This is a genomic window from Paraburkholderia jirisanensis, assembly GCF_054782355.1.
The window spans coordinates 990,795-1,015,105 of sequence record NZ_BAAGSQ010000033.1 but is presented as its reverse complement, the minus strand read 5'-3'; the positions used below and the strand labels follow the sequence as shown (position 1 = coordinate 1,015,105).

19 protein-coding genes are annotated in these 24,311 nt (G+C 65.5%); 11 read left to right on the top strand and 8 right to left on the bottom strand.

The window, feature by feature from the left end; all coding sequences use genetic code 11:
* Positions 1–80: 80 nt before the first annotated feature.
* Positions 81–1,865, bottom strand: coding sequence for an MOSC domain-containing protein (locus ACYVNQ_RS36520; RefSeq protein WP_460910447.1), 1,785 nt, complete (start codon positions 1,863–1,865; stop codon positions 81–83).
* A 49-nt stretch (positions 1,866–1,914) separates the two neighbouring features.
* A complete protein-coding gene (locus tag ACYVNQ_RS36515; RefSeq protein ID WP_460910445.1) occupies positions 1,915–2,787 on the bottom strand; it encodes a DUF427 domain-containing protein in 873 nt (290 codons plus the stop codon).
* A gap of 234 nt (positions 2,788–3,021) precedes the next feature.
* On the opposite strand from ACYVNQ_RS36515, the gene ACYVNQ_RS36510 reads away from it, so the two are divergent.
* The gene (locus ACYVNQ_RS36510) at positions 3,022–4,143 is read left to right on the top strand and encodes a Gfo/Idh/MocA family protein (protein ID WP_460910443.1); all 1,122 of its coding nucleotides are present in this window, start codon (positions 3,022–3,024) and stop codon (positions 4,141–4,143) included.
* Between the two features lie 63 nt (positions 4,144–4,206).
* Here ACYVNQ_RS36510 and ACYVNQ_RS36505 read toward each other — a convergent pair whose 3' ends face one another.
* Complete coding sequence (locus ACYVNQ_RS36505; RefSeq protein WP_460910441.1) at positions 4,207–5,124, bottom strand: LysR family transcriptional regulator; 918 nt, start codon at positions 5,122–5,124, stop codon at positions 4,207–4,209.
* 296 nt (positions 5,125–5,420) lie between these two features.
* On the opposite strand from ACYVNQ_RS36505, the gene ACYVNQ_RS36500 reads away from it, so the two are divergent.
* Entirely contained in the window at positions 5,421–6,626 is a 1,206-nt protein-coding gene (locus ACYVNQ_RS36500) for an MFS transporter (RefSeq protein WP_460910438.1), read from the top strand.
* Between the two features lie 19 nt (positions 6,627–6,645).
* Here ACYVNQ_RS36500 and ACYVNQ_RS36495 read toward each other — a convergent pair whose 3' ends face one another.
* A complete protein-coding gene (locus ACYVNQ_RS36495; protein ID WP_460910436.1) occupies positions 6,646–7,980 on the bottom strand; it encodes an aminotransferase-like domain-containing protein in 1,335 nt (444 codons plus the stop codon).
* Positions 7,981–8,068: 88 nt separating this feature from the next.
* On the opposite strand from ACYVNQ_RS36495, the gene ACYVNQ_RS36490 reads away from it, so the two are divergent.
* The 4 genes from ACYVNQ_RS36490 (at position 8,069) to tssF (ending at position 12,432) form a co-directional block, all read left to right on the top strand.
* Positions 8,069–8,686, top strand: coding sequence for a DJ-1/PfpI family protein (locus ACYVNQ_RS36490; protein ID WP_460910434.1), 618 nt, complete (start codon positions 8,069–8,071; stop codon positions 8,684–8,686).
* Between the two features lie 190 nt (positions 8,687–8,876).
* Complete coding sequence (locus ACYVNQ_RS36485) at positions 8,877–9,608, top strand: hypothetical protein (RefSeq protein WP_460910432.1); 732 nt, start codon at positions 8,877–8,879, stop codon at positions 9,606–9,608.
* A 152-nt stretch (positions 9,609–9,760) separates the two neighbouring features.
* Positions 9,761–10,462: a DsbA family oxidoreductase gene (locus ACYVNQ_RS36480; RefSeq protein WP_460910430.1), complete on the top strand. Its 702-nt coding sequence runs from the start codon at positions 9,761–9,763 to the stop codon at positions 10,460–10,462.
* Between the two features lie 143 nt (positions 10,463–10,605).
* Complete coding sequence (tssF, locus tag ACYVNQ_RS36475) at positions 10,606–12,432, top strand: type VI secretion system baseplate subunit TssF (RefSeq protein WP_460910428.1); 1,827 nt, start codon at positions 10,606–10,608, stop codon at positions 12,430–12,432.
* On the opposite strand, the gene ACYVNQ_RS36470 is transcribed toward tssF, so the two are convergent.
* Positions 12,389–13,357, bottom strand: coding sequence for a LysR family transcriptional regulator (locus tag ACYVNQ_RS36470; RefSeq protein ID WP_460910426.1), 969 nt, complete (start codon positions 13,355–13,357; stop codon positions 12,389–12,391). The two genes, tssF and ACYVNQ_RS36470, sit on opposite strands and share 44 nt — an antisense overlap.
* A gap of 181 nt (positions 13,358–13,538) precedes the next feature.
* Between ACYVNQ_RS36470 and ACYVNQ_RS36465 the strand changes: the two genes are divergently transcribed.
* Both ACYVNQ_RS36465 and ACYVNQ_RS36460 read left to right on the top strand, forming a co-directional pair.
* Positions 13,539–14,276 (top strand): SDR family oxidoreductase, encoded by a 738-nt coding sequence (locus tag ACYVNQ_RS36465; RefSeq protein WP_460910424.1) that lies wholly within the window; start codon positions 13,539–13,541, stop codon positions 14,274–14,276.
* Positions 14,277–14,395: 119 nt separating this feature from the next.
* On the top strand, positions 14,396–15,298 hold the full coding sequence (locus ACYVNQ_RS36460; RefSeq protein WP_460910422.1) for an SDR family NAD(P)-dependent oxidoreductase: 903 nt from the start codon (positions 14,396–14,398) through the stop codon (positions 15,296–15,298).
* 137 nt (positions 15,299–15,435) lie between these two features.
* On the opposite strand, the gene ACYVNQ_RS36455 is transcribed toward ACYVNQ_RS36460, so the two are convergent.
* On the bottom strand, positions 15,436–15,831 hold the full coding sequence (locus ACYVNQ_RS36455) for a hypothetical protein (RefSeq protein WP_460910420.1): 396 nt from the start codon (positions 15,829–15,831) through the stop codon (positions 15,436–15,438).
* A 94-nt stretch (positions 15,832–15,925) separates the two neighbouring features.
* Here ACYVNQ_RS36455 and ACYVNQ_RS36450 point away from each other — a divergent pair, with 94 nt between their 5' ends.
* Positions 15,926–17,410: a M81 family metallopeptidase gene (locus ACYVNQ_RS36450; protein ID WP_460910418.1), complete on the top strand. Its 1,485-nt coding sequence runs from the start codon at positions 15,926–15,928 to the stop codon at positions 17,408–17,410.
* Between the two features lie 43 nt (positions 17,411–17,453).
* Here the strand turns inward: ACYVNQ_RS36450 and ACYVNQ_RS36445 are convergent, their stop codons facing one another.
* Complete coding sequence (locus ACYVNQ_RS36445; protein ID WP_460911249.1) at positions 17,454–18,869, bottom strand: aminotransferase-like domain-containing protein; 1,416 nt, start codon at positions 18,867–18,869, stop codon at positions 17,454–17,456.
* Positions 18,870–19,267: 398 nt separating this feature from the next.
* Between ACYVNQ_RS36445 and ACYVNQ_RS36440 the strand changes: the two genes are divergently transcribed.
* Complete coding sequence (locus tag ACYVNQ_RS36440; protein ID WP_460910416.1) at positions 19,268–20,500, top strand: NAD(P)/FAD-dependent oxidoreductase; 1,233 nt, start codon at positions 19,268–19,270, stop codon at positions 20,498–20,500.
* A gap of 107 nt (positions 20,501–20,607) precedes the next feature.
* Entirely contained in the window at positions 20,608–21,753 is a 1,146-nt protein-coding gene (locus tag ACYVNQ_RS36435; RefSeq protein ID WP_460911247.1) for a branched-chain amino acid ABC transporter substrate-binding protein, read from the top strand.
* 71 nt (positions 21,754–21,824) lie between these two features.
* On the opposite strand, the gene ACYVNQ_RS36430 is transcribed toward ACYVNQ_RS36435, so the two are convergent.
* On the bottom strand, positions 21,825–24,011 hold the full coding sequence (locus tag ACYVNQ_RS36430) for an FUSC family protein (protein WP_460910414.1): 2,187 nt from the start codon (positions 24,009–24,011) through the stop codon (positions 21,825–21,827).
* Between the last annotated feature and the right edge of the window lie 300 nt (positions 24,012–24,311).

Genomic DNA, 24,311 nt, shown 5'->3' with positions numbered 1-24,311 from the left:
TTTAGCGCTCAAATGCCGTGCAATTTGTGTGCGTGCCGCCACACGTTCGCGGCTGCGGCCTCCTGCACACGCCCCGACATTCACAGATCGACCACGACATCGCCAAGCGGCTGCGCGCAGCACACCAGTACGTTGCCGCGAGCCGGCTGGTCGAGCGGCTGCGGCTCGTACGCAACCGCTCCGGAAACCATGCCGCACTCGCAGTTGTGGCACACGCCGCTACGGCATGACCAGCGCACCGGTACGTCGCATGCCTCGGCAAGTTCAAGCAGGCTCGTATAGGCCGCCGGATTCCAGCGCACGGCAATGCCGCTGCGCGCAAACGACACCAGCGGGCCGGTCGCGGCATGCGCCGCGGGCGCGTCGTCCGGCAGATGCGGCGCACGCTGCACCGCACCGACGATGCCCGGCGTCAGCGATTCGCCGCCATTGAAGATTTCCGCGTGAATCCGCCGCGGCGAGACGCCGAGACCGGCGAGCGCGTCTTTCATGTCGGCCATGAAGCGGGTCGGCCCGCACAGATAGCAATCCGCGTCGCGCGGCACGCCGGCCGCGGCCAGGGCTGCGCGCGACAGGCGGCCCACCGCATCGAAGCGTTCGCCCGGCCGCTCGCCGGCAGCCGGCTGGCTGTAGCACACATAGCGTTTGCTGCGCGTGAGTGTGCCCAGCAGAGCGGCCGCCTCGCCTTCGAACACGTGGTGCTGCCCATCATGCGCGCCGTGCAGCCACCATATCTCGCGCGTCGAACCGGCCGCCGCGAGCGCGTGCAGCATCGCCAGCACCGGCGTGGCACCGATGCCCGCGCTCGCCAGCACCACGGGCCCGTCGCCGGGTTGCAGTACGAAGCCGCCGCGCGGCGCGCTGACCTCGAGCGTGTCGCCGACGGCCAACTGCTTCAGATACGCACCGGCTGCGCCGTTCGCTTCGATCTTCACGCTGATCCGGTACCGCTGCGTCGAAACCGCGCCCGATAGCGAATAGCTGCGAAACCACGGCGCGCCGCCGCCTGCGCCCGGCAGACGCAGCGCCACATATTGCCCCGGCAGTGCCGCGGGCAGCGGCTCGCCGTGCGGGTCTTGCAGTGTCAGCGACAGCACGTCGCCGGCCTCCGGTTCGCGTGCCGCTAACGTCAGCGGCCGGAAGCCTTGCGGCGCCGCATGCGCGGCGGCCGCCGGCGCGAGCCCGGCATTGCCGCCCGCATGGCCGTTCGCCACACTGTCCGCATTGCGCAGCAATGCATCGAACGAACCACGCCACCCGGGCGAAAGCGCATCGATACGCAACGCGCGCTCGAGACCCTCGCGCGGATGATGCGGCGAATACAGCAGCGCATTGATTTCGGCGACGCTCATGCGCTCCGGCGCCTCGCCCACCTTGACGATCTCGTCGCCGGCGCCGACCGCGCCTTCCTCGAGCACGCGCAGATAGAAGCCCGGCCTGCCGCTCGAGGTCAGCAAGGCCGGCATGCGCGGCTCGTTGGTGCGGATGCCGACGCGATAGCAGGTCACGCGCGGTTGTGTGACTTCGAACAGCGCCGCGCCGATCCGATAGCGGTCGCCGATGCACACGGCCGCGTCCGGCAGGCCTTCGATCGTGAAGTTCTCGCCGAAGTGGCCATACTCGAAATCGCCGCGCTGCAGGGTTTCCTGCCAGTGACGATACGATTCGATCTGATAGACGAACACGGCGCGCTGCTCGCCGCCGTGTCCGCCCGGATCGCCTTGCCCGTCGCCTTGCAGATTGAGCCTGCCGGCCCAGCAGCGGCCTTGCACCGGGCGTTTCCAGATGCCGGTGTACACCGTGCGGCCTTTCCAGTCGATGTCGCGCGGCAGTCCGACATTCACCGATAGCAGCCGGGCCATCATGTTCCTCCGTCAGCGTGCCGGCGGGTTAGCGCGCCCGGCACTGAAACGTTCAGGGTGCGTTGCGCGCCGCGCGTACTTCGTCCACGGTGAGCTCGCGGTCGGGGCCGTGCGGCAGTACCGACTGGCCCGGCTCCAACTGCAGCTGGACGCCGTCCAGCGTAACCGTCGCGCCGTCCGGCTCGAACGACACGAAGCCGGCAATCCGCTCGACCTCCGGGTAGGTGTCGGCGTAGGACCACGCGGCGAGGCGCGCGTCGTCGATGTCGTAGTAGCTGCACACGCCTTTGTACGGGCAGAAGGTCTCGGTTTTGACCGGCGTCAGCGCAGTTTCGTCGAGGTCTGCGCGCGGCACGTACCAGCGCGGTGCAAAGCCGGACTCGTACAGCACCAGCGGCCGTTTCGTATCGGCGACGATGCGCTCGCGATGGCGCACCACCAGATGACGCGAGGTCTTGCGGATATCGATGCGGTGATACGGGTCGGCAGCATGGCCGACGATGCGTTCGTCTTCCTCGTAGAACGCGTCCATCAGGCGCCATGCGAAAGCGACGCGACCCTGCAGCGCATCCGCATGGGCGGGCAGCGCGGTGTGCTGCCACGCGCCGCGCGGCACGCTCTTGCCGCCGCCATGCACCGCGTACCACGCGGTGGCGCCGAGGTCCTGGTGCTGTGTCGTGTGGCTGAGCTGTTCCAGCACGCCGGGCGCGACGTCGCTGGCCGGGAAATACGCGACCGGGTAGCGAGCCGGCTCGAACAGCAGCACCACCTGTTCGCTTTGCGCGATCCACGCATCGCCGAGGCGCACGCGCATGCGCCGGCGCAGCGGCTCGGCGTACAGCAGGCGTTGCGGCAGCGGCCCGGGTACGAGGAAGCGGCCGATGGGGCCCGCTCCAAGCGGACCCTGTTGCCATGACAATCCCATTGCTTTTTCTCCTTACGGTTGGACCGGCAGCGAGCGGTGCAAGAACGATAGAAGAATAGTTTCGCCGAGTTGGGCGGAAACTTCAGCCAGGGGCCGCGCGGGCCGTGCGCACGGCTTCGCGGGATTTCCGCCTGCGCGGCTCAGGTGATCGGACGGCCAGCGTGTCAATCGGCGCGCTTCGGTTCCCTATAGTTCGTCTGTTCTTCCTTTGTTTTTTGCCAGACAGGTGAATCCATGTCCAATCTTGATGCAGTAGAGCGTGAGCAGCCGATTCGCGTCGGTCTGGTCGGTATCGGCAACTGGGCCGTTCATGGTCACGTCCGCGTGTTGAAGCTGCTGCCGCAATACGAGCTGCGCGCGTTGTGGAGCATGCGGCCCGAACGCGCGCAAGCGGTGGCCGCCACTTATGGCATCAACGAAGTGGTCGGCTCGCTGGACGAGCTCGTCAATCATCCGGAGATCGATCTGATTGTCGTGCTGAACACCGCGCCGCAGCATGCGGACACGGTGCGCCAGGCGATCGCTGCCGGCAAGCACGTGTACTGCGAATGGCCGCTGACCGTATCGACCGAAGCGTCCGAAGCGCTGCTGGCGATGGCGCACAAGGCGGGCGTGCGCCATGTGGTCGGTCTGCAGCGCCGGCTCGCGCCGCATAACCGCTATCTGCGCGATCTGCTGCAAAGCGGTTTTATCGGCAAGCTGCGTTCGGTGCGCATTCACGTGAGCATGGGGCACTTCGGCCCCGAGCGTTCGCAAGCGCTGCGCTGGAGCGTGCCGGTGGAGAATTTCTCGAGCGCGATTGCGATCTACGCCGGGCATTTCCTCGACATGCTGTTCAGCGCGACCGGCTGGCCGCAAAGCGTATCCGCGCTGGCGCTGAACCAGTTCAAGACGGTCACGATTCGCGAAACCGGCGAGGTGCTGCCAACGGCGGCACCGGACCAGTTGATGCTGATCGGCCGGATGCCCGGCGAAGCGGTGCTGGCGGTGCACGTCGAAGCCGGCAAGCGCAGCGGGCGCGGCGTGCAGATCGATATCACCGGCGAAGCGGGCGATCTGCGTATCAGCAACACGTCGGCGTTCGGCGACGTCGGCGACGAATATCGGATCGAGGGTGCGCAGGGCGACGACATGCCGCTGCAAAAGCTCGACGTGCCGCCGCAATACGAACGCCTGCCGCCATCCAGCCTGCCTTCCGCGGTGCTTGAGTTGGGCGAGCTGTATGCGGCCTATGCGCAGGACGTGCGCAGCGGTTCTGCCGAAGCGCCGGGTTTTGACGATGCGGTGCGATTGCACCGTTTCCTCGATGCCGCGTTGCAGTCTTCCGTCGAGGGCCGCGAAATTGCGTTGACGTAAGCAAGTTGAAGCAAGCGAGTTGACGCAAACGAGTCGAAGCAAGCGAGCCAGCGTAACCTCCCGCTAGCCCGCCGATGCCGTTTGCGCGTGCTGGTTTTCTTCGGGAAACAGATAACGCGCCATGTAGTCGACGAACACGCGAATTTTCGGCGACAGGTGCCGGCCCGAAGGCCACACCGCGCGAAACACCTTGCGCTCGGTTGCGTAGTCGGTGAGCACCGCGACCAGCCGGCCTTCGGCCAGCTGCTGACGCACGAGGAAATTGGGTAGATAGGCGAGGCCCTGGGCCTGTTCGGCCATCGCGATCAGCGGCTCGACGGTGTTGGCGGTCAGGCGCGGCGGCAGATCCATCTCGAGCACCTGGCCGTCTTTGCGCAGCAGCCAGCGGTCCACCTTGCCGGTCGACGGGAAGCGATGCAGCAAACATGCGTGCTGCAGCAGATGGTCCGGTTCGAGCGGCACGCCGCGGCGCGACAGGTAGGCCGGCGCGGCGACGATCAGCGGTGCGTAGTGACCGAGCGGACGGGTGACGAGGCGCGAATCGGCGGATTCGCCGGTGCGCAGCACGACGTCGAAACCTTCGTCGATCACATTGACGATGCGGTCCGAGAAGTCGAGTTCGAGCCGGATCTCCGGATACTCGCGCACGAACGCGCCGAGCACCGGCAACAGCAGCGTTTCGACCAGCGGCAGGCTCACGCGCAGTTGTCCCTTCGGCGACGATGCGGCGGACAGTTCCGCTTCGGCGGCTTCGAGTTCTTCGACCACGCGCTGGCAGCGGCTCAAAAACAGCTGGCCCTCCGGCGTCAGCGTCACGCTGCGCGTGCTGCGATGAAAGAGCCGCACGCCCAGACGCTCTTCGAGCCGCGAAATGGCCTTGCCGACCGCCGACGACGAAATGCCCATCTGCCGCCCGACCTCGCTGAAATTGCGCAATTCGGCTGCTTTAACGAACGCGTCGACCGATCCGAATTTGTCCATGTGGGCGCTCACTCGACAGGTATCGCGCGGACTATAGCACGCGCGTCACACGCGGAATTTGCGTGCATTGCGGCGTGCCGGGCGCGATGCAGCAGGCCTGATGGCAAGGCCCGGTGCGCGTGGTAGCGGCCGGCGCCTGAGAAAAATTGTCCGAAGTGTTCAGCGTTCCATCGCGTTGATCGACGCGGCCGGCTTCCCTACATTGCGCACAGGGCTAAACGCAGCGGCGATTGCGCGCTGCGCGCTACGGCTCATGTCGAGCCGGCTAGCGGTCGAAACGAATCAAGGAGTCTTGCATGTCTAAAGTTTTCACTACGGTCGAAGTCGATCCGCCGATCGTTGCGGATCACCCCGCGCAGCAGACGCAGTACTGGGCCGCCGTACTGTCGGTCGCATTGAGCGCGGCGGCATTCTGTACCACCGAGTTCATGCCGGTAGGGCTGCTGCGCTATATCGCCGACGGGCTGTCGGTCAGCGAGGGCGCGGCGGGCCTCACGGTCACCGCGCCCGGGCTGCTCGCGGCGTTGGCGGCGCCGGCCGTGACGGTGCTGGTGCGCAAGCAGGACCGGCGCATCGTGTTGTGGGCGCTCGGCATGCTGCTGGTGCTGGCGAACGTCGTTGCCGCACTGGCGCCGAATTTTCCGGTGCTGATTGCCGCGCGCGTGCTGTTCGGCATCGGCCTCGGCGGCTTCTGGGCGCTCGGCGCGGGACTGGGCGGACGGCTGGTGGATAGCGCCTGCGCGCCGAAGGCGACCTCGCTGATTTTCGCGGGTGTGTCGGTGGGCATGCTGGTGGGTGGCGCGGCGGGCGCGTTGATCGGCGAGCTGCTGGGCTGGCGCTGGGCGTTCGGCATCACGGCGGCGCTGGCGGCGGTATCGCTGGCGGCGCAGGTGGGGTCGCTGCCGCGGCTCGCGGTTGAACAACGCATTGCCGTGCGCGATCTGTTCGGTTTGCTCGCAACGCCGGGTGGCCGCAACGTGCTGATCACGATGACGCTAGGTCTGCTCGGGCAGTTTGCCGCGTACACGTACATCACGCCGTTTCTGTCGCGTGACGCGCACTTTGGCGGTGAGGCGATTTCGGCGTTATTGCTCGGCTACACGCTGATCGGGCTGCTCGGTAATTTCGTAGGTGGCGCGCTGGCCGCAAAGCATGCGAGAGCAACGCTTGCCGCCGCGATCGGCCTGATCGGCGTGCCGTTGCTGTTGTTGCCGTGGTCCGCGTCGCAACCGCTGCAGGTGATCGCGCTGCTCGCGCTTTGGGGGATCGCGTACGGTGCGATGCCAGTGGTGTTGCAACTGGCATTGAGCGAAGCCGCACCGCGCTCGACTGAAGGCAGCATGGCGCTGTTCGTGGCCAACTTTCAGATTTCGATCGCGTTGGGGGCGTGGACTGGCGGGTGTCTTATCGATCATGCGGGGATTGGCAGCACGATGTTGACGGCGGCTGCACTGTGTGCGGCAGCACTTGCGGTGCTGATGGTGCGGACGCTGCGGCGTTGATGGGGGTGACGCGCCGCGTCTACCACGCATGATCGGCGATCACGGACGCGACCCGCCGCAGTGCGGCGTCGAGCATGTCCAGCTCGACGGACCCCAACGCGAGACGTATCGCATGCGGTACCTGCGTGGTCGTCGCAAACGGCTCGGCCGTGGAGACCGAAATGCGCTCGCGCATCAGCGCCATCGCAATTCTGTCCGCGCGCACTTCGGCGGGCAGCGGCAGCCACACGAAGTACGAAGCCGGATGGCCAATCCGCTTCAGTGGCCCGAGCGCGCGGGCCGCAATCGCCTGGCGTGCCGCGGCGTCCGCGCGCTTGTCGGCCTCGAGGCGCGCGACGGTGCCGTCGTCGAGCCAGCCGCAGGCGAGTGCGATCATCACGCCGGGCGTATTCCATGTGGTCGCGCGAATCGCGCGTTCGATCTTCGGCACGGCGTCGGGCGGCGCTGCGACATAGCCGACGCGCAAACCGGTGGCGACGTTCTTCGAAAAGCCGGATACGTACACCGTATTTTCCGGCGCGAGCGTGGCAAGTGGCGGCGGTGCATCGTCGGCGAGAAACGCGTATGCGCCGTCTTCGATGATCAGCAAGCCATGGCGTTGCGCGATTGCAGCCAGCTGTTTGCGTCGGTTCGCCTTCATCACCCAGCCGAGCGGATTGTGCAGCGTCGGCATCGTATAGATCGCGCGTACCCGACGACGCTTGCAGAGCGTGTCGAGCGCATCGAGGTCGGGACCCGCACCCGCAGCAGGCAGCGCCACGAGCTCGAGGCGCTGCGTGTGCGCGAGCAGCTTGAAACCGGGGTAGGTGAGGGCGTCTACCGCAACCACGTCGCCCGGCTTCAGCAGCGCCATCACGGTGGTCGCCAGACCATGCTGCGCGCCGTCCACCAGCATCACATGCCCGGCCGCGACCGACAGCCCGCGGCTTTGCAGATGCCGCGCGACCGTTGCGCGCTCATGCGGGCGGCCGCCGTGCGGCTGATAGCGCAGCAGCGCTTCCAGATCGCCCGCCATCGAAAGCTGCCGCAACGCGTTGCGCAACAGTTCCGCTTGCCCGGGCAAGGCCGGATAGTTGAAGTTCAGATCCACGAAATCTGTGGCGAGCGTGTGTTGATCGATGCCTTGGTCACGCGGCAACAGCAATTCCTTGACGAAGGTCCCACGGCCCGTCTCGCCGCTGACGAGCCCCATCGCCGCCAGTTCCGCATAGACGCGCGTGGCCGTGACCAGACCCAGCCCTTCGGCGGCGGCGAGTTGCCGATGCGTCGGCAAGCGCGTGCCGGGCGGCAGATGGCCGCTGCGAATCTCGGCCGCAAAGCGGTCGACCAGCTGTTTATAGCGGGGTGTAGGCATGCGCATGTATCCATGACAATTTTTTGATTGTATTCATTCCGGGCGGTAGCATGCAATCACGTCACCATCGCTCCTGGAGAAGGACACCATGCATATCGCGATACTTACCTTCGAAGGCTTCAATGAGCTGGATTCGCTGATCGCGCTTGGCATTCTGAATCGCGTCAGGCTGCCGGGCTGGCGCGTGTCGCTTGCCTGTCCGGAAGCGGAAGTGCGCTCGATGAACGGAGTGGTGGTAAAGGCACAGGCTTCGCTCGAGGAGGCCAGCGCGGCCGATGCGGTGATTGTCGGCAGCGGCGCACGCACCCGCGAGGTCGTCGCCGATGCGGCGCTGATGGCACGCCTGAAGCTCGATCCGGCTCGACAGCTGCTCGGCGCACAGTGCTCCGGCACTTTGGTGCTGGCAAAACTGGGTCTGCTGCGGGGTGTTCCGGCCTGTACCGATCTGATCACCAAACCATGGGTTGAAGCGGCCGGCGTTGAAATCCTCAATCAGCCATTCGTCGCCGATGGCAATGTCGCGACTGCGGGCGGATGTCTCGCGTCGCAGTATCTGGCCGCATGGGTGATCGCGCGGCTCGCGGGCGGCGAGACGGCACGCAGTGCGATGCATTACGTCGCGCCGGTCGGTGAGAAGGAAGAATATGTCGGTCGCGCGATGCGCAATATCGAGCCGTACATGCACAGTGCGGCAGCGAGCAGATAACTTTTTGGCGTACCGATTTTTTGCGCGGTGATGTCTGCGGAAAACTTTTCGTGCGGGCTCTGTGCGGTGGCGTAATTTGCGCCGCGGCCCCACATATGTCGATTTTCTTTCGAGCCCGTAGCGACTTTTTTGACCGGACAGGTGGGCTATCATGAAAGCCTCACCCGGTTTGGAAGTGCGCAGGTTAGATATGAGGAAAATCGGTAAAACGCTGATCGCCGTGTTTATCGCGGCGGAGTTAGGGTTCGTTCTTTACATCGTGTCACCGTTGAGCGATCGATCGTCGGGAAAATCACCCGCAGGGACAGATACCTCGGTAAAAGCAGCCGCCGCAGATCCGCTGCCCGATGCAGCGCAGGTCGCAGCAGGCGCGATTGCAGGTAGTACGACGACTACGGCGAATTCCACCAGCACGGGTCGCATCGTTGCAGTGCCGAACGTGATGGCAGATGAATCGAAGCCAGCGGCGGCGAGCCCGCGTGCCGCGCAACCCACCATTACTGCCGCGCCGCGCCCGCAACCTGCTGCGCAGGCACAGACGCAACTACAACCGCAACCGCAGCCACAGACGCAGGCAAAAGAAAGCACCACCGTGCGCAAGCCGATGCTCGCAAAAGCAAATCCCGCCCCTTCGGCCAGTGCGCAATCGACTCGCAATCAGGCCTCCGAAGATGCGCGCTATCGCGGCGACAACGCAGTCGCATCCGCGATGACCGAGGCCCTGGTCAAACAGTCCGCGCAACTCGATCCATCCTTGCCACCGCCGACCAACATGCCCGCACACAGCAGTTTTTCGGAGCAAGGCAGTCCGACACGCGGCGGCGCGAATTCTGTCGCGGCGGCAATGACTGCCGAACTGGTCAGGCAATCCAGCAAGATCAATGCATCGGCGCCCGCGCCGAATCAGACGGGCACGCGCTAGGCAACGCGATACCCATCACGACGTGAGTCGCGCCCGGCGCCTCAACTGGCGTCGCAACCGCTTGCGCAATTCGCGCTATCCTTTTCAGTTCGCTATGGTGTGCGCCGCTCGTCGGGCGCATGTAGGTCAAACACGCTTTTGTCAGGAACGCCATGACTTCGCTCAGAATCGATTTCATCTCCGATATCGCATGCCCATGGTGCGCGGTAGGTTTATCGTCGTTGCAACGCGCATTGGAGCGCGTCGGCGACGAGGTCAAGGCCGAATGGGTAATGCACCCGTTCGAACTGAATCCGCACATGGGCCCGGAAGGCGAGGCCATCGCCGATTATCTCGGCAAGAAATATGGCCGCACGCCCGCGCAGATCGAGCAGGCCCAGGCCACGATCCGGGAGCGCGGCGCCAGCGTCGGCTTCACATTCGGCGAGCGCAAGTTTGTCTACAACACCTTCGATGCGCACCGGCTGCTGATGTGGGCAGGTGGCGAGGGCAAGCAACTGCCGCTCGAAATGGCGTTGATGCGTGCCTATCACGGTGAAGGCAAAGACCCGGGCAATCACGAGGTGCTGCTGCAGGCCGTGCTGTCGGTCGGTCTCGATGTCGAACAGGCGCGCCGCATTTTGCAAGGCAACGACTACGCCGACCAGGTTCGCGCCCAGGAAGCCGAATATCAGTCGATGGGCATCCAGTCGGTGCCGTCGATCATCTTCAACCAACGCTATCTGGTCACCGGTGGGCAGCCGGTGGAGGCCTTCGAGCAGGCGATCCGGCAAATTCTCGCGGAGACCGGGACCGGGACCGAGGCCGAGGCAAGCGCCGATGCGCAAACGCAGGGTAACCAGGCCACAAGCTGATCTACTTCAACGAGGTCGATAAAGGCGGCCACTTCGCGGGCTGGGAAGAACCGATGCTGTTTGCGTCGGAAGCCAGAGCGCGGTTCCGGCCACTGCGGTGAGATAGAATCCGGTTGCCCTGTTCATCACCGGACCGATTGCCGATGGAAAGCCTGCTTCGGGATTACGAACGTGAACTTGCGTTGCTGCGTCGCTATGCCAGCGATTTTGCAGCGCGCTATCCAAAGATTGCGACCCGCTTCGGTATTTCGGGCGAGCACTCGGAAGATCCGCATGTCGAGCGGATGCTGCAGTCGTTCGCGTTTTTGAGCGCGCGCATCGACGCGCGGCTCGAAGACGATTATCCGGAGTTCACCGAGGCGCTGCTGGAGATCCTGTATCCGGAGTATCTGCGGCCGTTTCCATCGTGTTCGCTGGTGCAGTTCGATATCTTCGGGTTGTTCGAGCAATTGACCGAGGCAGTAACGGTCAAGCGCCTGACCGAACTGGAGAGCAAAGCCGGCGCATATCGTTTTCGCACACTGTACGACGTGCGCCTCGCGCCGTTGAAGATTGGTTCGGCGCGTTATGCGTCGTCGGCCGCGGCGCCGGCGATGGCGCAATTGCCGGCCGGCACCACCAGTATCGTTTCGATCGAATTCGCACGAGGCATCAAGGAAACCGTGTTCAACGCGCGCAATGCGGGCGTGGCGCGGGTGCACTTGCACGGCCAGCGTCTGCTGGTGGCGGCATTGACCGATGCGATGCTGTTGCGCGCGTCGGCGGCCTTCGTCGAGGCAGACACCGCGGGAGTGTGGACCCGCGTGCCGGAACTGCCGGTGCGCGCAGTCGGATTTGGCGAAGAAGAGTCCGCCACCGGAAGCCGCCCGACGGCCGGCGTGCCGTTCGGCCTGCTGCTCGAATACTTTGCGTTCCCGGAGAAGTTCGATTTCGTCGACGTCGATCTGGCCGCGCTCGCGCGCGTCGCGGGACCATCGCGACGCCTCGTGCTGCATCTCGCGCTAGGCGGTATCCCGGCCGATTCGCAGATGGCACGGATTCTCGAAACCGTGACGGCCGACAACTTCAAGTTGTTCTGCACGCCGATCGTCAATCTGTTCGAGCGCGAGGCGGAGCCGGTGCAATGGAAGGACCCCGGCGAAGCGCATTCCGCGGTGCCGCGCGCGCTGCAGGCATCGACCATCGAGGTGTATTCGATCGACGCGGTCTATTCGATCACGCAGGCTTCCGATTCGGAAACGCGCACGCCGATACCCGCTTACCACGCGTTGAGCCATGGCGAGACGCGCGACGCGACAGGCGTGTTCTGGGTGGCGAAGCGCGACCCGCAGATCGCGCAGCAGCAGCCCGGCTATGAAACCTTGCTGTCGCTGGTGCATGCCGATGCGAAGCAGGCACCGTGGGGCATCAATCAGGTCGGCGCCGATCTCACCTGTATGAACCGCAACGCGCCTGCGTTGCCGCAGGGCCTCGCCGAGGGGGATCTGCTCAACGAGCATGCGGCCGTGTCCTGTCCGATCACGATGCTGCGCCGTCCCACCGCGATTGCACGCATGCCGCGCGGCCACGGCGAACTGTGGAGCCTGATATCGCGTGCGACGTCGCATCCGATGGCGTTGGGCGCCTCCGGCGCCGACGAACTCAAGCAGATGCTACGGCAGCACGCCGCGGCAACGCCGATGGCGGCGCGCCATATCGAAGGCATCGTCGACCTCGCGCATCGCGCGGTGATGCGCCGGATGCCGGTCAAGCCGTTTCCCGCTTTCGTGCGCGGCATCGAAATCCAGTTGAGCGTCGACGAGTCGCAATTCGCCGGCAACAGTCTCGCGACTTTCATTGGCCTGATGGACAACATGTTCGCGTGCTATGCGCATGCCAACAGCTTTGTCGAACTGGTTGTGCTGTCAGGCAACAGTGGTGCGGAGATCAAGCGCTGTCAGCCGAACGTAGGCCTGTTGCCGCTTCTTTAAGCGGGGTTTTTACCGCACTGGCCCGGGGGTTTGCAAATTCGTGTTTCGCAAACTCGCGCACCGCCCAGTCGATAAACACCCGCACGCGCGGCGACAACTGCCGCGAGCGCTGATACACCAGCGAAACCGGCATCGACGGCTGCGGCACGTGCTCGAGCAATCGCACCAGCGCGCCGCTTTGCAGATCCGCTTCGACGTGAAAGCGCGGCACCTGCGCCAGCCCCAGCCCCAGACGGATCGCGCATAGATAGCTTTCCGTACCCGTTACCGAAATCGCGCAGGGCAGTGTGACGCTTTGCGCGTCTCCTCCAGCGCCGAACTCCATCGGCATCAGGTTGCCGGTCGTGCCCATCCGCAAGCCCACCATGCGGTGCGCGTCGAGCGCCGCGACGTCGGCCGGCGTGCCGTAGCGCTGCAGATAGGCGGGCGCCGCGCAGATCACGCGTTCGAGCGTCGCCACCTGGCGCGCGACCAGTTCGCTGTCGCGCAGCTTGCCGTAACGCAGCACGCAATCCACCCCTTCCTGGACCAGGTCGACCCAGCGCTCGCTCTCGCTCATCGCGATGTCGATCTGCGGATGGCGGGCCAGAAAGTCCGGCAAGCCGGGCATCAGGAAATGCCGCGCCAGCGTGCCCTGCACCTCGATGCGCAGCGCGCCGCGCGGCTGCGCGTCGGCAAATGCGCCTTCGGCATCCTCGATGTCGTCGAGGATCGCGACGCAGCGGCGGTAGTACGCCTCGCCGTCGAGCGTCGGACGCACCACGCGGGTGGTCCGCTGCAGCAGGCGCACGTTCAGGCGCGTTTCCATCTGGCGGATCACTTTGGTCACCGTCGAGCGCGGCACGTCCATGTCGTGCGCGGCCGCGGTGAAGCTGCGGCGTTCGACGATGCGCGTATAGAGGCGCATCGCGTCCAGTCGGTCCACGTTGGGTTTCCTGTGCAGGCGGTTGGTGAATGGCGCGTACGCGGTGTGCGGTGCCGCGATTATTGTTTCCATGACGGAAACAGTGATGGCAATTCTACTCCGATTATGTGGGGCGCGAGTCGGCGCATAGTTCAACCCATGCCGCGACCGATCTGCGGCGAACCCACCAGGAGAATACGTCATGAGCATCGAAAACAAAGTCGCTATCGTCACCGGCGGTTCCCGCGGCATCGGCGCTGCAATCTCGCGCCGCCTTGCCCGGCAGGGCTTTACGGTGATCATCAACTACGCCGGCCGCGCCGCCGAAGCCGAAGCGCTGGCCGCCCAGATCGAGCAGGAAGGCGGCCGCGCGTTCCCGACGCAGGCCGACGTGACCGACGCCGCAGCCGTCGCACGCATGTTCGATGCGGCCGAAGCAGCGTTCGGCGGTGTGGACGTGCTGGTCAACAATGCGGGCATCATGCGCCTCGCGAAACTGGCCGACAGCGACGATGCGCTGTTCGACAGCCAGGTCGCCGTGAACCTGAAGGGCACCTTCAACACGTTGCGCGAAGCGGCGCGCCGCCTGCGCGACGGCGGCCGGATTATCAATACGTCGTCGAGCGTGGTCGGCCTGTATCAACCGACCTACGCGGTGTACGCGGCGACCAAGGCCGGCGTCGAAGCGATGACGCACATCCTCACCAAGGAACTGCGCGGCCGCAACATCACGGTGAATACGGTCGCACCGGGGCCGGTGGCAACCGAACTGTTCTTCGAAGGCAAGCCGCAGCAAGTGGTCGACTTCCTGACCAAGCTGACGCCGCTCGAGCGCCTCGGTACTCCGGAGGACATCGCCAATACCGTCGCCTTTCTCGCCGGGCCGGAAGGCGGCTGGATCAACGGGCAGACGCTGCGCGCGAACGGCGGCGCGATCTGAGCGGCAACTGGGCAACTGGGCAGTAGGCGAGTGACCGGAACGAAAGCTACGCAGACTGAAACAAAAACCGAACTGTTGCAGGACTTTATTCAATGCGCTACGGCGCGCAGGAGAATCTGATGAACAGCAAAGTCATTCTTGTCACGGGTGCATCGAGCGGTTTCGGCCGCATGAGCGCAGAAGCGCTCGCACAGGCAGGCCACACGGTCTACGCGTCGATGCGCAATACCACCGGCCGCAATGCGGCGACCGTCGCGCAGATGGCGCAATACGCCAAGACCCATCACGTCGATCTGCGCACCGTCGAACTCGACGTGCAGTCGCAGGAATCGGCCGATGCCGCAGCCGCGCAGGTGATCGCCGAAGCGGGCCGCATCGACGTGCTGATCCACAATGCCGGCCACATGGCGTTCGGACCGGCCGAAGCATTCACGCCGGAACAGTACGCGCATCTTTACGACGTGAACGTGCTCAGCACGCAGCGCGTGAACCGCTCAGTGTTGCCGTACCTGCGGCGTCAGGGGCAGGGTTTGTTGTTGTGGGTGTCGAGCAGCAGCTCGGCGGGCGGCACGCCGCCGTACCTCGCGCCGTATTTCGCAGCGAAGGCGGCCATGGATGCGCTGGCGGTGCAGTATGCACGCGAGGTATCGCGCTGGGGTATCGAGACCAGCATCATCGTGCCCGGCGCGTTCACCAGCGGCACCAACCATTTCGCGAATGCGGGTGCGCCGGACGATACCGCACGGGTAGCCGAATATGAAGCCGGTCCGTACCACGGCTTTGCCGAACAGGTGCAGCAGGCGTTCGCGGCAATCGTGCCGCCCGATGCCGATCCGGCTACGGTCGGCGAGGCGATCGTCAAGGTGGTCGATACGCCGTTCGGGCAACGGCCGTTCCGTGTGCACGTCGACCCGAGCCAGGACGGTGCCGATGTCGGCTTCACGGTGCTCGACCGGATGCGCACCGACATGCTGTATCGCGTCGGTCTCGGCGACCTGACGAAGCCGCGCGTGTTGAAGTAGTGCGCGGCGCGTGATGGAACTGCGGACGCGGTTCCATCACGGATGACGCATGCGGATCGGGTAGCGTTCTGGATGGTGCCGCGTTGCTGCTTTATCTCTTTGCGGCGAGGCGAGGCGGCTTCGTCTTGCCGAAGCCTTTAGCGTTCGACGTCGACCTGCGCATGCCGTCCATCGATGCGCAACACATTGCCTTCCGGCGTGATCTGACGAGGGATATCTTCGTAACGCGGCTCGCCGGTGCGGCGTTCGACGGTTACTACTGGCGCCTGCGGTGCTGGCGCAGCCGCGACGGTGCGCCGATGCGCTGCGCTATGCGACACGTCATGCGCCGCATCATGCGCGATATGCAGGCTGGCGCGCCGATGCCGGGCCGCTTGCCTGTCCGCCTTGCGTGCCGCAAGCAAGGCCGCTTGCGACGGCGCCACGCCGCCGCGTGCTTCGGGCGGGTTCCACACCTCGATGTAGTGCTCGCGGCCAAACGCGGGGGACGCGATAGCCAGCACGAGCAGCCCTAGCTTGATTGCCCTCATCATTTTTCTCCGGGAGCGCGCGCAGGCATTATGTGAAAAGTGCCCGTCGAGAGCAAGCCTTTCATCAAGATGCTGCAGTCCACCCGGAGAGCGGTGAATGAAGATACTGATCGCCCGCATGAACCACGAAACCAACACGTTCTCGCCGGTGCCGACGCCGCTGGCGGCATTCGGCCGCGACGGTCCGGCGTTCGGCGCGGCTGCCTATGCAGAGAACAAGGGCATGCGCACCGCCATGTCCGCTTTCATCGATGCCGCCGAACAGCACGGCGCGCAGCTCGTCACACCGGTATCGGCGATGGCCAATCCGAGCGGCCCGGTCGCGGCAGACGCCTACCGCGCGATCTGCGATGCGATCCTGGCCGCCGCGCCGGGTTGCGACGCGGTGCTGCTCGACCTGCACGGCGCGATGGTGGCGCAATCGTCGCCGGATGGCGAAGGCGATCTGCTCGAGCGCGTGCGTGCGCTGTTGCCGGATGCGCCGATTGCCGTCGCGCTCGATCTGCACGGCAACGTTACGCAGAAGATGATCGACCACGCGAACGTGATCGTCAGTTTCAAGACCTATCCGCATGTCGATATGTACGAAACCGGCGCGCATGCGGCGCGGATCCTGTTCGACTTCATGCAAGGGCGCGCGCGTCCGGTGATCGCATGGCGCCAGCCGCCGTTGATGACCTCGACGCTGCGTAGCGCTACCGCCGACGGTGCGATGCAGCGCGCGGTGCAGGCGGCCAGGATCGAAGAAGCGCATGGCATGCTGGCGGTATCGATCCTCGCCGGATTTTCGTTGGCCGATATCCCGCGTCCGTGCATCAGCGTGGTGGTGGTGGGCAACGGCGACGCGGCGGCTGCTCAGGCAGCGGCCGAGCGTATTGCCCGGCAGATCTGGGATGAGCGCGATGCCTTCGTGTACCGCAGCGCGCCGCTCGAACAATCGGTGGCCGCCGCCGCCGCTGCTGCGCAACAAACGGACAAGCCGATCCTGATGCTCGATCACGGCGACAACTGCATGTCCGGCGGCACCTGCGACACGATGGACCTGCTCGAAGCCGCGCTGGCGCAGGGGCTGGAGGGCATCGTCAGCGGGCCGTTGTGCGACCCGCAGGCGGTTGCGGCGTTGCATGCAGCCGGCGTCGGCGCGCGTGTGACGATACCGCTCGGCAACAAGCTGCCGTCGCACGATGGCGTGATGCGCAAGCCGTTCGATGCGAGCGGCGTGGTGCGCGCGCTAACCGACGGCGAATACACGATCACCGGGCCAACTTATACCGGGCAGCGTGCGAGCATGGGGCTCAGCGCGGTGCTCGAGATTGGTGCGGCGACGCTGGTCGTCACCGGGCGCACGCATGAACCGTGGGACCTTGGCGTATTCGAAAGCGTCGGCGTCGATCCGCGCCGCGCGCGCTTTCTGTTGTTGAAGTCGCGCATGTATTGCCGGCCGGTGTTCGTGCCGATTGCCGGCGGCCTGGTGGAGTGCGATAGCCGCGGTGTGACCGGGTCGGATTACGCGCTGTTCAGATACGAACGGGTCGTGCGGCCGGTGTATCCGCTCGATGCGGATACCGTGTGGGATGAATGATGCGGGGCGCGCATGCCAGGTGACGACGATTCACGCCCAGGCCTCAAATCGTCCCGAACAACGCCCGCGCGCGATCGCGCAGCGTTTGCGCCACCGTCTGCAGCGCGCGCACCAGTTGCTCACGCGATGACGCACACGCGAGGTTGATGCGCACGCCATGTTCAACCTCCGCGCGATCCACCGCAAACGCCGAAGACGGCATCACGATCACGCCGCGCGCCTTTGCATTGGCCGCAAAATCGTCGGCGCGCCAAGGCGCGGGCAGCTTGAGCCACACGAACATGCAGGCGGGATCCGACTCCAGCAGTTCCTGCGGCAACACCTGGCGCGCCAGATCGTGGCGCGCGCGAATCTCGGCAAGCTGTGCATCCATGATGCGGCGCGCTGTGCCGTCCTCGATCCAGATGGTGGCGATCAGCATCGATAGCGGCGCAGGCATCCACGCCGTAGTGCGTACTGCTTCCGCGGCAAGCGCGGCGCAATCCGGTGGGCTCAGCAGATAGCCCAGACGCAGCCCCGGCGCGAGAATCTTCGAGGTCGCGGCAATGTGAAACGTCAGTTCCGGGCACAAGCTCGCCAAGGTCGGCAGGCGCTGCGACACGAGCGGCCCGTACACGTCGTCTTCGATGATTGCGACGCCGTAGCGACGCGCAATGTCCACCAGCGCGACGCGGCGCGCGAGGCTCATCGTCGTCACGGTCGGGTTCTGCAGGTTCGGCACTGTAAAGATGGCCTTTACAGGCTGGCGACTGCAAATCCGCTCGACCTCGCCGGTGTCGAGTCCTTCCCGGTCGCTCGGCACACTGACGATCTCGAACTGGAACACCGGCGCAAGCGCTTTCAGCCCGTAGTAAGTCAGACGGTCGGCGATGATCACGCCGTCGGTGCCGATCAGGCTGTTGAGCACCGCATACAGGCCGTGCTGCGCACCGCTCGTGACGACCACCTGCTCCGGCGCAGGCGTGAAGCCGGGCGCGGCCATCCATTTCGCGCCGGCCGCGCGCGCCCAGGCCGGCCCTTGCGGCGGCTGGTATTCCTGCAGCGACGCATAGCGCGGATCGCGCGGCAGCTCGGCGAGCGTCGTCGCGAGACAGGACAGGAATTCGCCAGTCGCTGGCCGGTTCACGGTCAGATCGATCGCGCCGCTTTCGGCGCTGGCACTCGCGGCGCCAGTCGTCTCGACGCGCGGCATTGCACCGCCGGTCACCAGCGAGCCGCGCCGCTTGCTGCCGATCACCAGCCCGCGTAGCTGTAGCTCCCGATACGCGCGCGACACCGTCGATACGTTGATCCCCAGATCCGTCGCCAGTTGACGCTGCGGCGGCAGGCGGCTACCCGGCGGATACACACCGCCGCGGATCTCGTCCTCGATGGACGCGGACACTTCGATATACGTCGCGCGTTTTGTCCGGCCGTTGCCGCCGTTTGTCTGGTCAGCGCGGGCTCGCGTGGTGCGCATGGTGCGCGTGGTGCCGTTCGTGGTCTCGCTCACAGGCGCGCTCGCGGTCGCGCTGCTCGCGCTGCGCGCGGATTTGACCTTCGGTTTGAGGGAAGCCATTGGATCGGAAGTCTCCATACAAAGCAGGTTTTGTCTGCCTGTTTGCGTCGATCCGCCGAATTTTATACCAGACCGGCACCAATGCCACCATCGTGACACCCATGTTAGCCCGGCAAAGACTACGCCCGCCCGATCCAGGGAAAGTCCTGGACCACACAATGCCCATTTTAATTGCACACAAAAAATCGTTGTGTGATCCTTTGGGCATGTTTTGTGTGGTTTGTGTGAAGGTCGGAGCAGATGGAGGAATGCATGGTGGACAGCACCTCAACCCGGCACGCGCTGCAGGGAGAACGGTAATGGCGCAGGTCGCGATTGTCGGCGCGGGCTTCGTCGGTCTTGCCAGTGCCGCGTGGCTGATGCGCGACGGCCACCGCGTGACGCTGTTCGATCCGTCCGGCGTCGCGCAGGGGGCGTCGTTCGGCAACGCCGGCACGTTTGCGCCGTATGGCTGCATTCCGGTGAACAACCCGTCGGTGTTTCGCGATCTGCCGCGCTTTCTGCTGTCGGGCGACAGCCCGTTCCGGTTGCGCTGGAGCTATCTGCCGCACGTACTGCCGTGGCTTGCCCGTTTCCTCGCGAGTTCGACGCGCCGCCGCTATGAGGCGAGCGCCGGCGCGCTGGCCGCGCTGCTGTCGCACGCACAGGCCGGCTACACGCCGCTGTTCGATGAAGCGTCGCTGGCGCAATTCGTGCGGCCGCGCGAATGCCTGTACCTGTATTCGAGCGGCGCATCGTTCGCCGCGTCGCGCGCTTCGCTGCAGTTGCGCGAAGCGCTCGGCGTGTCGTTCCAGATCCTGTCCGGCGCGCAGGTGCACGAACTGGAGCCGTCGCTTGCGCCGATCTTCGCGCATGGTGTGCTGTTCAGCGACAGCTGGCATTTCTCCGATCCGCAGGGCTTTTTGCTCGCGCTCTACGAGGTGCTGGCCGCACGCGGCCTGACGCTCGAGCGCAACGGCGTCAACGCGCTCATGCCTCACGCCGACGGCGTCACGCTCGACATCGAAGACGGCACAGCGCCGCGCTTCGACCACGTCGTGGTCGCGGCCGGCGCGCGCTCCGCGAAGTTTGCCGCACAGTGCGGCGACCGCGTGCCGCTCGACACCGAGCGCGGCTATCACGTGCGCTATCGCGATGCGGCGCAACTGATTTCACGGCCGGTCGGCTGGGCCGAACGCGGCTTTTACATGACGCCGATGGCAGACGGCATTCGCGTCGCGGGCACGGTCGAACTGGGTGGCTTCAGCGAGGTGCGCAACCGCTCGCTGCTCGAACTGCTGACCTTTTCGTCGAAGCGCGCGTTGCCGGCGCTGCAGCAGCCCGACAGCACATGGCTCGGATTCCGGCCGACGCTGCCCGATGGCTTGCCGGTGCTCGGCCGCGCCAAGGCCAGCCGGCGCGTGATCTACGCGTTCGGCCATCAGCATCTGGGCGTCACGCTCGCCGGCGTGACCGGCCGCATCGTCGCCGATCTGGTCGGCGAGCGCGCGCCGCCGCTCGACCTCGCGCGCTACGCGGCAAGCCGTTTCTGATGGCTCGCACATACACGGCGAGCTTCCTGCAACCAGACGACATCGACGCGTCGCGCATCGGGTCAGTCGACAAGGCATCGCGCGACATCTTTGGACAGGAGCACATCATGAATCGGCGTACATGGCTCATCGGTATCGCGGCTGGCGCGCTGGCCGCGCACGGCACGTTCGCGTGGGCGGCGGATCCGCAGATCGTCAAGATCGGCTACGTCGGGCCGCTGACCGGACCCGTCGCACGGGTCGGCAAAGACCTGCAGTACGGCGCGCAACTCGCCATCGACGAAGAGAACGCGCGCAACCCGACGGTCGGCGGCAAGCCGGTCAAGTTCGTACTCGACGTGCAGGACGATCAGGCCGACCCGCGCGTCGCGATCCAGGTGGCGCAACGGCTGGTCGACGACGGCGTGGTCGGTGTGATCGGCCACTACAACTCGGGCTGCAGCATCCCGGCTTCGTCGGTCTACCATCAGGCGGGCGTCGCAATGATCACGCCCGGTTCGACCAACCCGCAGCTGACCAAACAGGGCTTCAAAAACGTGTTCCGCACGATGGGGCACGACGGCGTGGGCGGTGTGGTGGCGGGGCATTTCGTGGTCGAGCAGATGAAGGCGAAGCGTATCGGCATCATCGACGATCGCACCGCGTTCGGCCAGGGGCTGGCCGATTCGTTCGAGAAGGGCGTGAAGGAGGCGGGCGGCACGATCGTCGACCGGCAGTTCACCAACGACAAGGCGGTCGACTTTCGCGGCATTCTGACCGCGCTCAAAGGCCGCAACGTCGACGTGATTTTCTTCGGCGGCCTCGACGAGCAGGGCGCGATGCTCGTCAAGCAGATGCGCTCGCTCGGCATGAATACGCAGCTGTTCGGCGCAGGTGCGTTAAAGAGCAATGCGTTTCTGTCGATTGCCGGCACCTCCGGCGAGCGCACCCAGGATCTCGAGCCGGGCCCGGCACTCGACAAACTGCCGGCCGCGCAGGACTTCGGCAAGCGCTACAAGGCGCGTTTTAACCAGGACGTCGAGCTGTATGCGCCGTTTTCGTACGATGCGGCGCTGGCGATGATCAAGGCGATCCATGATGCCAATTCGCTGGATCGGCACAAGATTGTCGAGAGTCTTGCGAAAGTGTCGCTCAATGGCGTAACCGGCAAGATCACCTTCGATCCGTATGGCGATCTGATCAAGCCGCCGTACACGCTGTTCGAAGTGCAGCAGGGGCAGTGGAAGAGCATCAAGACGATCGGCGGCGTGTGACATGCGTGCGCGCGTGATGGGCGGCCGCTCACGCGCTCAGCCTTGCGCGGCTTCGGCGAGGCGCGCCTGTATCAGGCGCGCGGACCCGCATCGCCGTTCAGCGGCGATTGCGGATCGAGCAGCGTGCTGCGGATGAAGTGCAGATAGCTGAGCATGCGTTGCATGCTGTGTCGCGTCGCTTGTCCTTCCGGCGTTTCCTGCTTTGTCTGCTGTGTTGCAGCGTCGCTTCGCAACGCCGCACATAGGGTTTCAATCGCGGCGGCGTTCGCCTGTTTCGCGTCTTCAAGACGCCGCGGCGCCGGGTTGTCGAACAGCAGCGTGATCTTTTCCAGCATGCGCTGCGTCGCCGCGCGCCACGCGCCGTTTTGCAGCACCGCCAGCTCCGAGCGCAATTCGAGTACCGCGTGGCCCACTTCGAGCACCACGAACATCCACGCGAGCATCGCCGCCTGCAGGTCGGGCCGCTGTGCGGCAACGCCGTTGGCCTGATTCACCAGATCGCGCGCGGCGCTCTCGAGGCGCAGGCGCACCCGCGCGCCGCGCCCCGTGCAGGCGACCACCACCAGCTGCTGCAATTCGCGCAGCAGCCGTTTGCGCAGCCACGGCAGCTCGGGCGGCAGGATCACCGCGCTCGCGAGCGTCACCAGCACCATCGACACGACCAGCGCGAGCGCATCGCCGATGAACTGCGTCGCGTCGAAGTGCACCACGTTGTCCGGCCCGGCAAGAATGCACAGCGAAATGCAGAAGCCGAGCCCGACACCGCCCCATGAACGGCGCAGAGTGATCAGCGTCGCGAGCATCAGGACCGGCGCGAGGATCGCGCATAGCAACGGGTAGCCGTCGATGTGCGGGTACACGCCGAACATCAGCGGCAAGCCGACGATGGCCGCGAGCAGCGTGCCGAGCGTCATCTGCGATGCCGCCTTCGCGGGTTGCGGCATCGAGGCGACCAGCGCGCAGTTCACCGCAGTGTTCAACACGGCGATGCCGCCGCTTGGCCACGCAGTGGCGATCCAGAATGCCGACATCAGCAGCATCGCGATAGCCGCGCGCAAGCCGGCGACGCCCGCCGCGGTCAGGTTGGTGTGCGACACGTAGCCCGGCTCCGGCTGCTCGAGCGCATGCCGGTCGACTGCGAGCGAAGCATAAGTCTGCGTATATGCGTGCATTTCGTCGACGAAGCGCAGAAACAGTTCGCCGGCAGTATCGAAGTCGAGCAGGCCGCGTTCCGTGCGACCGCCTGGCATCGCGCGCAGCGCACGCAGGCGCGCGGGCAGTTCGTGCTTCAGTACCGCGAGCTTTGCCGTGGCCTGTCCAGCGTCGGCGGCGGTGTGCACCGGTTCGCCGTCGGCGCGCGTCAGTAATGGCGCGAGCTCGCGAAACAGCGCTTCGAGCGCGGTACATACCGTGCTGTCGCCGTGCAGCCGGGTGCGGTTCAGCAACTGGCACAGTGCGTGAAAACGCGTCGATACCTGCATGAATTCGTTGTTCAGCCGCGTGATGCGGCCGGCGCGCAGCCGCACGCCCCAGTCTTCGAAGACGGCGGCGCTGCGCATTGCTTCGAGACCGATCACGTCCGCGATGATGCGCACGTTCGCGCTTTCGATGCCGGCACGATCGATGCTGCCGGCCAGCGCGCCAACCACGAAGCGCGAAAACTTGCGATAGCGTTCGCGCACGCCGTCGCGCAACGCATCCGCAGTGCGCTGCGGCAGCACCAGCGCGCTGATCGCGCCGGCACACGCGATACCGAGCCACACTTCCGAGACGCGCGTCATCGCGGTGAGGAACACCGCTTCGGGGTGGCTCGATGCCGGCAGGCCGATCAGCGCCGCGGTGTAGCCGGACAGCACGAACGCATACGAACGGAAGTTGCGGTTGCGCGCGGCGCCGAACGTGCAGACGCCGATCCATAGTGCGACCGACAACAGAAACAACTCGGGTTGCTGGCCGAACGCGGCCGTAATCGCAATCGTGACGACCGATCCGACCAGCGTGCCAACGAAGCGATAGAAGCTTTTGGCGAGCACCAGGCCGCTTTGCGGTTGCATCACGATAAATACGGTGGCCATCGCCGTGCGCGGTTGCGGCAATTCGACGCGCATCGCGATGCCCATTGCGAGCAGCGCCGCGGCTACCGTCTTCGCGACATGGATCCACGCCGGCGCGTCGCTGCGCAGCCAGTCGAGGCACGCGGCGCGCCACGCGGCGGCCGCGCGCGCGCCATGCGCTGCGGCGGGGCCTGGCGTGGTCATTGGCAGCGAATGATGGGTGAGTGGGCTCGCAGGTAGCGCAGGTGATGCGTGGTCGTCATGGGTTCGGTACCTTGCGGTCTATTAACGAACTGAACCGATCTGAGGTGAACGGTGTTAGCTGTGGCCGCAATGATATCTGCGCGAGAAGGTATCGTGCAGTGAAGGTAGGGGCGACTCACGTGTCTGCCGCGGCGTCGGGCTTGCGTAAGAGACCTGGTCGCGTCAGGGAACGTCTCGGGGCGAAATGCGATCCGCGCCGAACACCAGGCGCAGGCGTGTCAGCCGATGCATCGCGCCGTA

What these genes read in the sequence shown, in the direction of transcription:
- ACYVNQ_RS36490 (WP_460910434.1), top strand. Translation starts at nt 8,069, where the DNA reads ATGCATATCGCGATACTTACCTTCGAAGGCTTCAATGAGCTGGATTCG.
- ACYVNQ_RS36450 (WP_460910418.1), top strand. Translation starts at nt 15,926, where the DNA reads ATGAAGATACTGATCGCCCGCATGAACCACGAAACCAACACGTTCTCG.
- ACYVNQ_RS36505 (WP_460910441.1), bottom strand. Translation starts at nt 5,124, where the DNA reads ATGGACAAATTCGGATCGGTCGACGCGTTCGTTAAAGCAGCCGAATTG.
- ACYVNQ_RS36485 (WP_460910432.1), top strand. Translation starts at nt 8,877, where the DNA reads ATGAGGAAAATCGGTAAAACGCTGATCGCCGTGTTTATCGCGGCGGAG.
- ACYVNQ_RS36460 (WP_460910422.1), top strand. Translation starts at nt 14,396, where the DNA reads ATGAACAGCAAAGTCATTCTTGTCACGGGTGCATCGAGCGGTTTCGGC.
- tssF (WP_460910428.1), top strand. Translation starts at nt 10,606, where the DNA reads ATGGAAAGCCTGCTTCGGGATTACGAACGTGAACTTGCGTTGCTGCGT.
- ACYVNQ_RS36520 (WP_460910447.1), bottom strand. Translation starts at nt 1,865, where the DNA reads ATGATGGCCCGGCTGCTATCGGTGAATGTCGGACTGCCGCGCGACATC.
- ACYVNQ_RS36465 (WP_460910424.1), top strand. Translation starts at nt 13,539, where the DNA reads ATGAGCATCGAAAACAAAGTCGCTATCGTCACCGGCGGTTCCCGCGGC.
- ACYVNQ_RS36480 (WP_460910430.1), top strand. Translation starts at nt 9,761, where the DNA reads ATGACTTCGCTCAGAATCGATTTCATCTCCGATATCGCATGCCCATGG.
- ACYVNQ_RS36510 (WP_460910443.1), top strand. Translation starts at nt 3,022, where the DNA reads ATGTCCAATCTTGATGCAGTAGAGCGTGAGCAGCCGATTCGCGTCGGT.
- ACYVNQ_RS36500 (WP_460910438.1), top strand. Translation starts at nt 5,421, where the DNA reads ATGTCTAAAGTTTTCACTACGGTCGAAGTCGATCCGCCGATCGTTGCG.
- ACYVNQ_RS36455 (WP_460910420.1), bottom strand. Translation starts at nt 15,831, where the DNA reads ATGATGAGGGCAATCAAGCTAGGGCTGCTCGTGCTGGCTATCGCGTCC.
- ACYVNQ_RS36440 (WP_460910416.1), top strand. Translation starts at nt 19,268, where the DNA reads ATGGCGCAGGTCGCGATTGTCGGCGCGGGCTTCGTCGGTCTTGCCAGT.
- ACYVNQ_RS36435 (WP_460911247.1), top strand. Translation starts at nt 20,608, where the DNA reads ATGAATCGGCGTACATGGCTCATCGGTATCGCGGCTGGCGCGCTGGCC.
- ACYVNQ_RS36495 (WP_460910436.1), bottom strand. Translation starts at nt 7,980, where the DNA reads ATGCCTACACCCCGCTATAAACAGCTGGTCGACCGCTTTGCGGCCGAG.
- ACYVNQ_RS36515 (WP_460910445.1), bottom strand. Translation starts at nt 2,787, where the DNA reads ATGGGATTGTCATGGCAACAGGGTCCGCTTGGAGCGGGCCCCATCGGC.
- ACYVNQ_RS36445 (WP_460911249.1), bottom strand. Translation starts at nt 18,869, where the DNA reads ATGCGCACCACGCGAGCCCGCGCTGACCAGACAAACGGCGGCAACGGC.
- ACYVNQ_RS36430 (WP_460910414.1), bottom strand. Translation starts at nt 24,011, where the DNA reads ATGACCACGCCAGGCCCCGCCGCAGCGCATGGCGCGCGCGCGGCCGCC.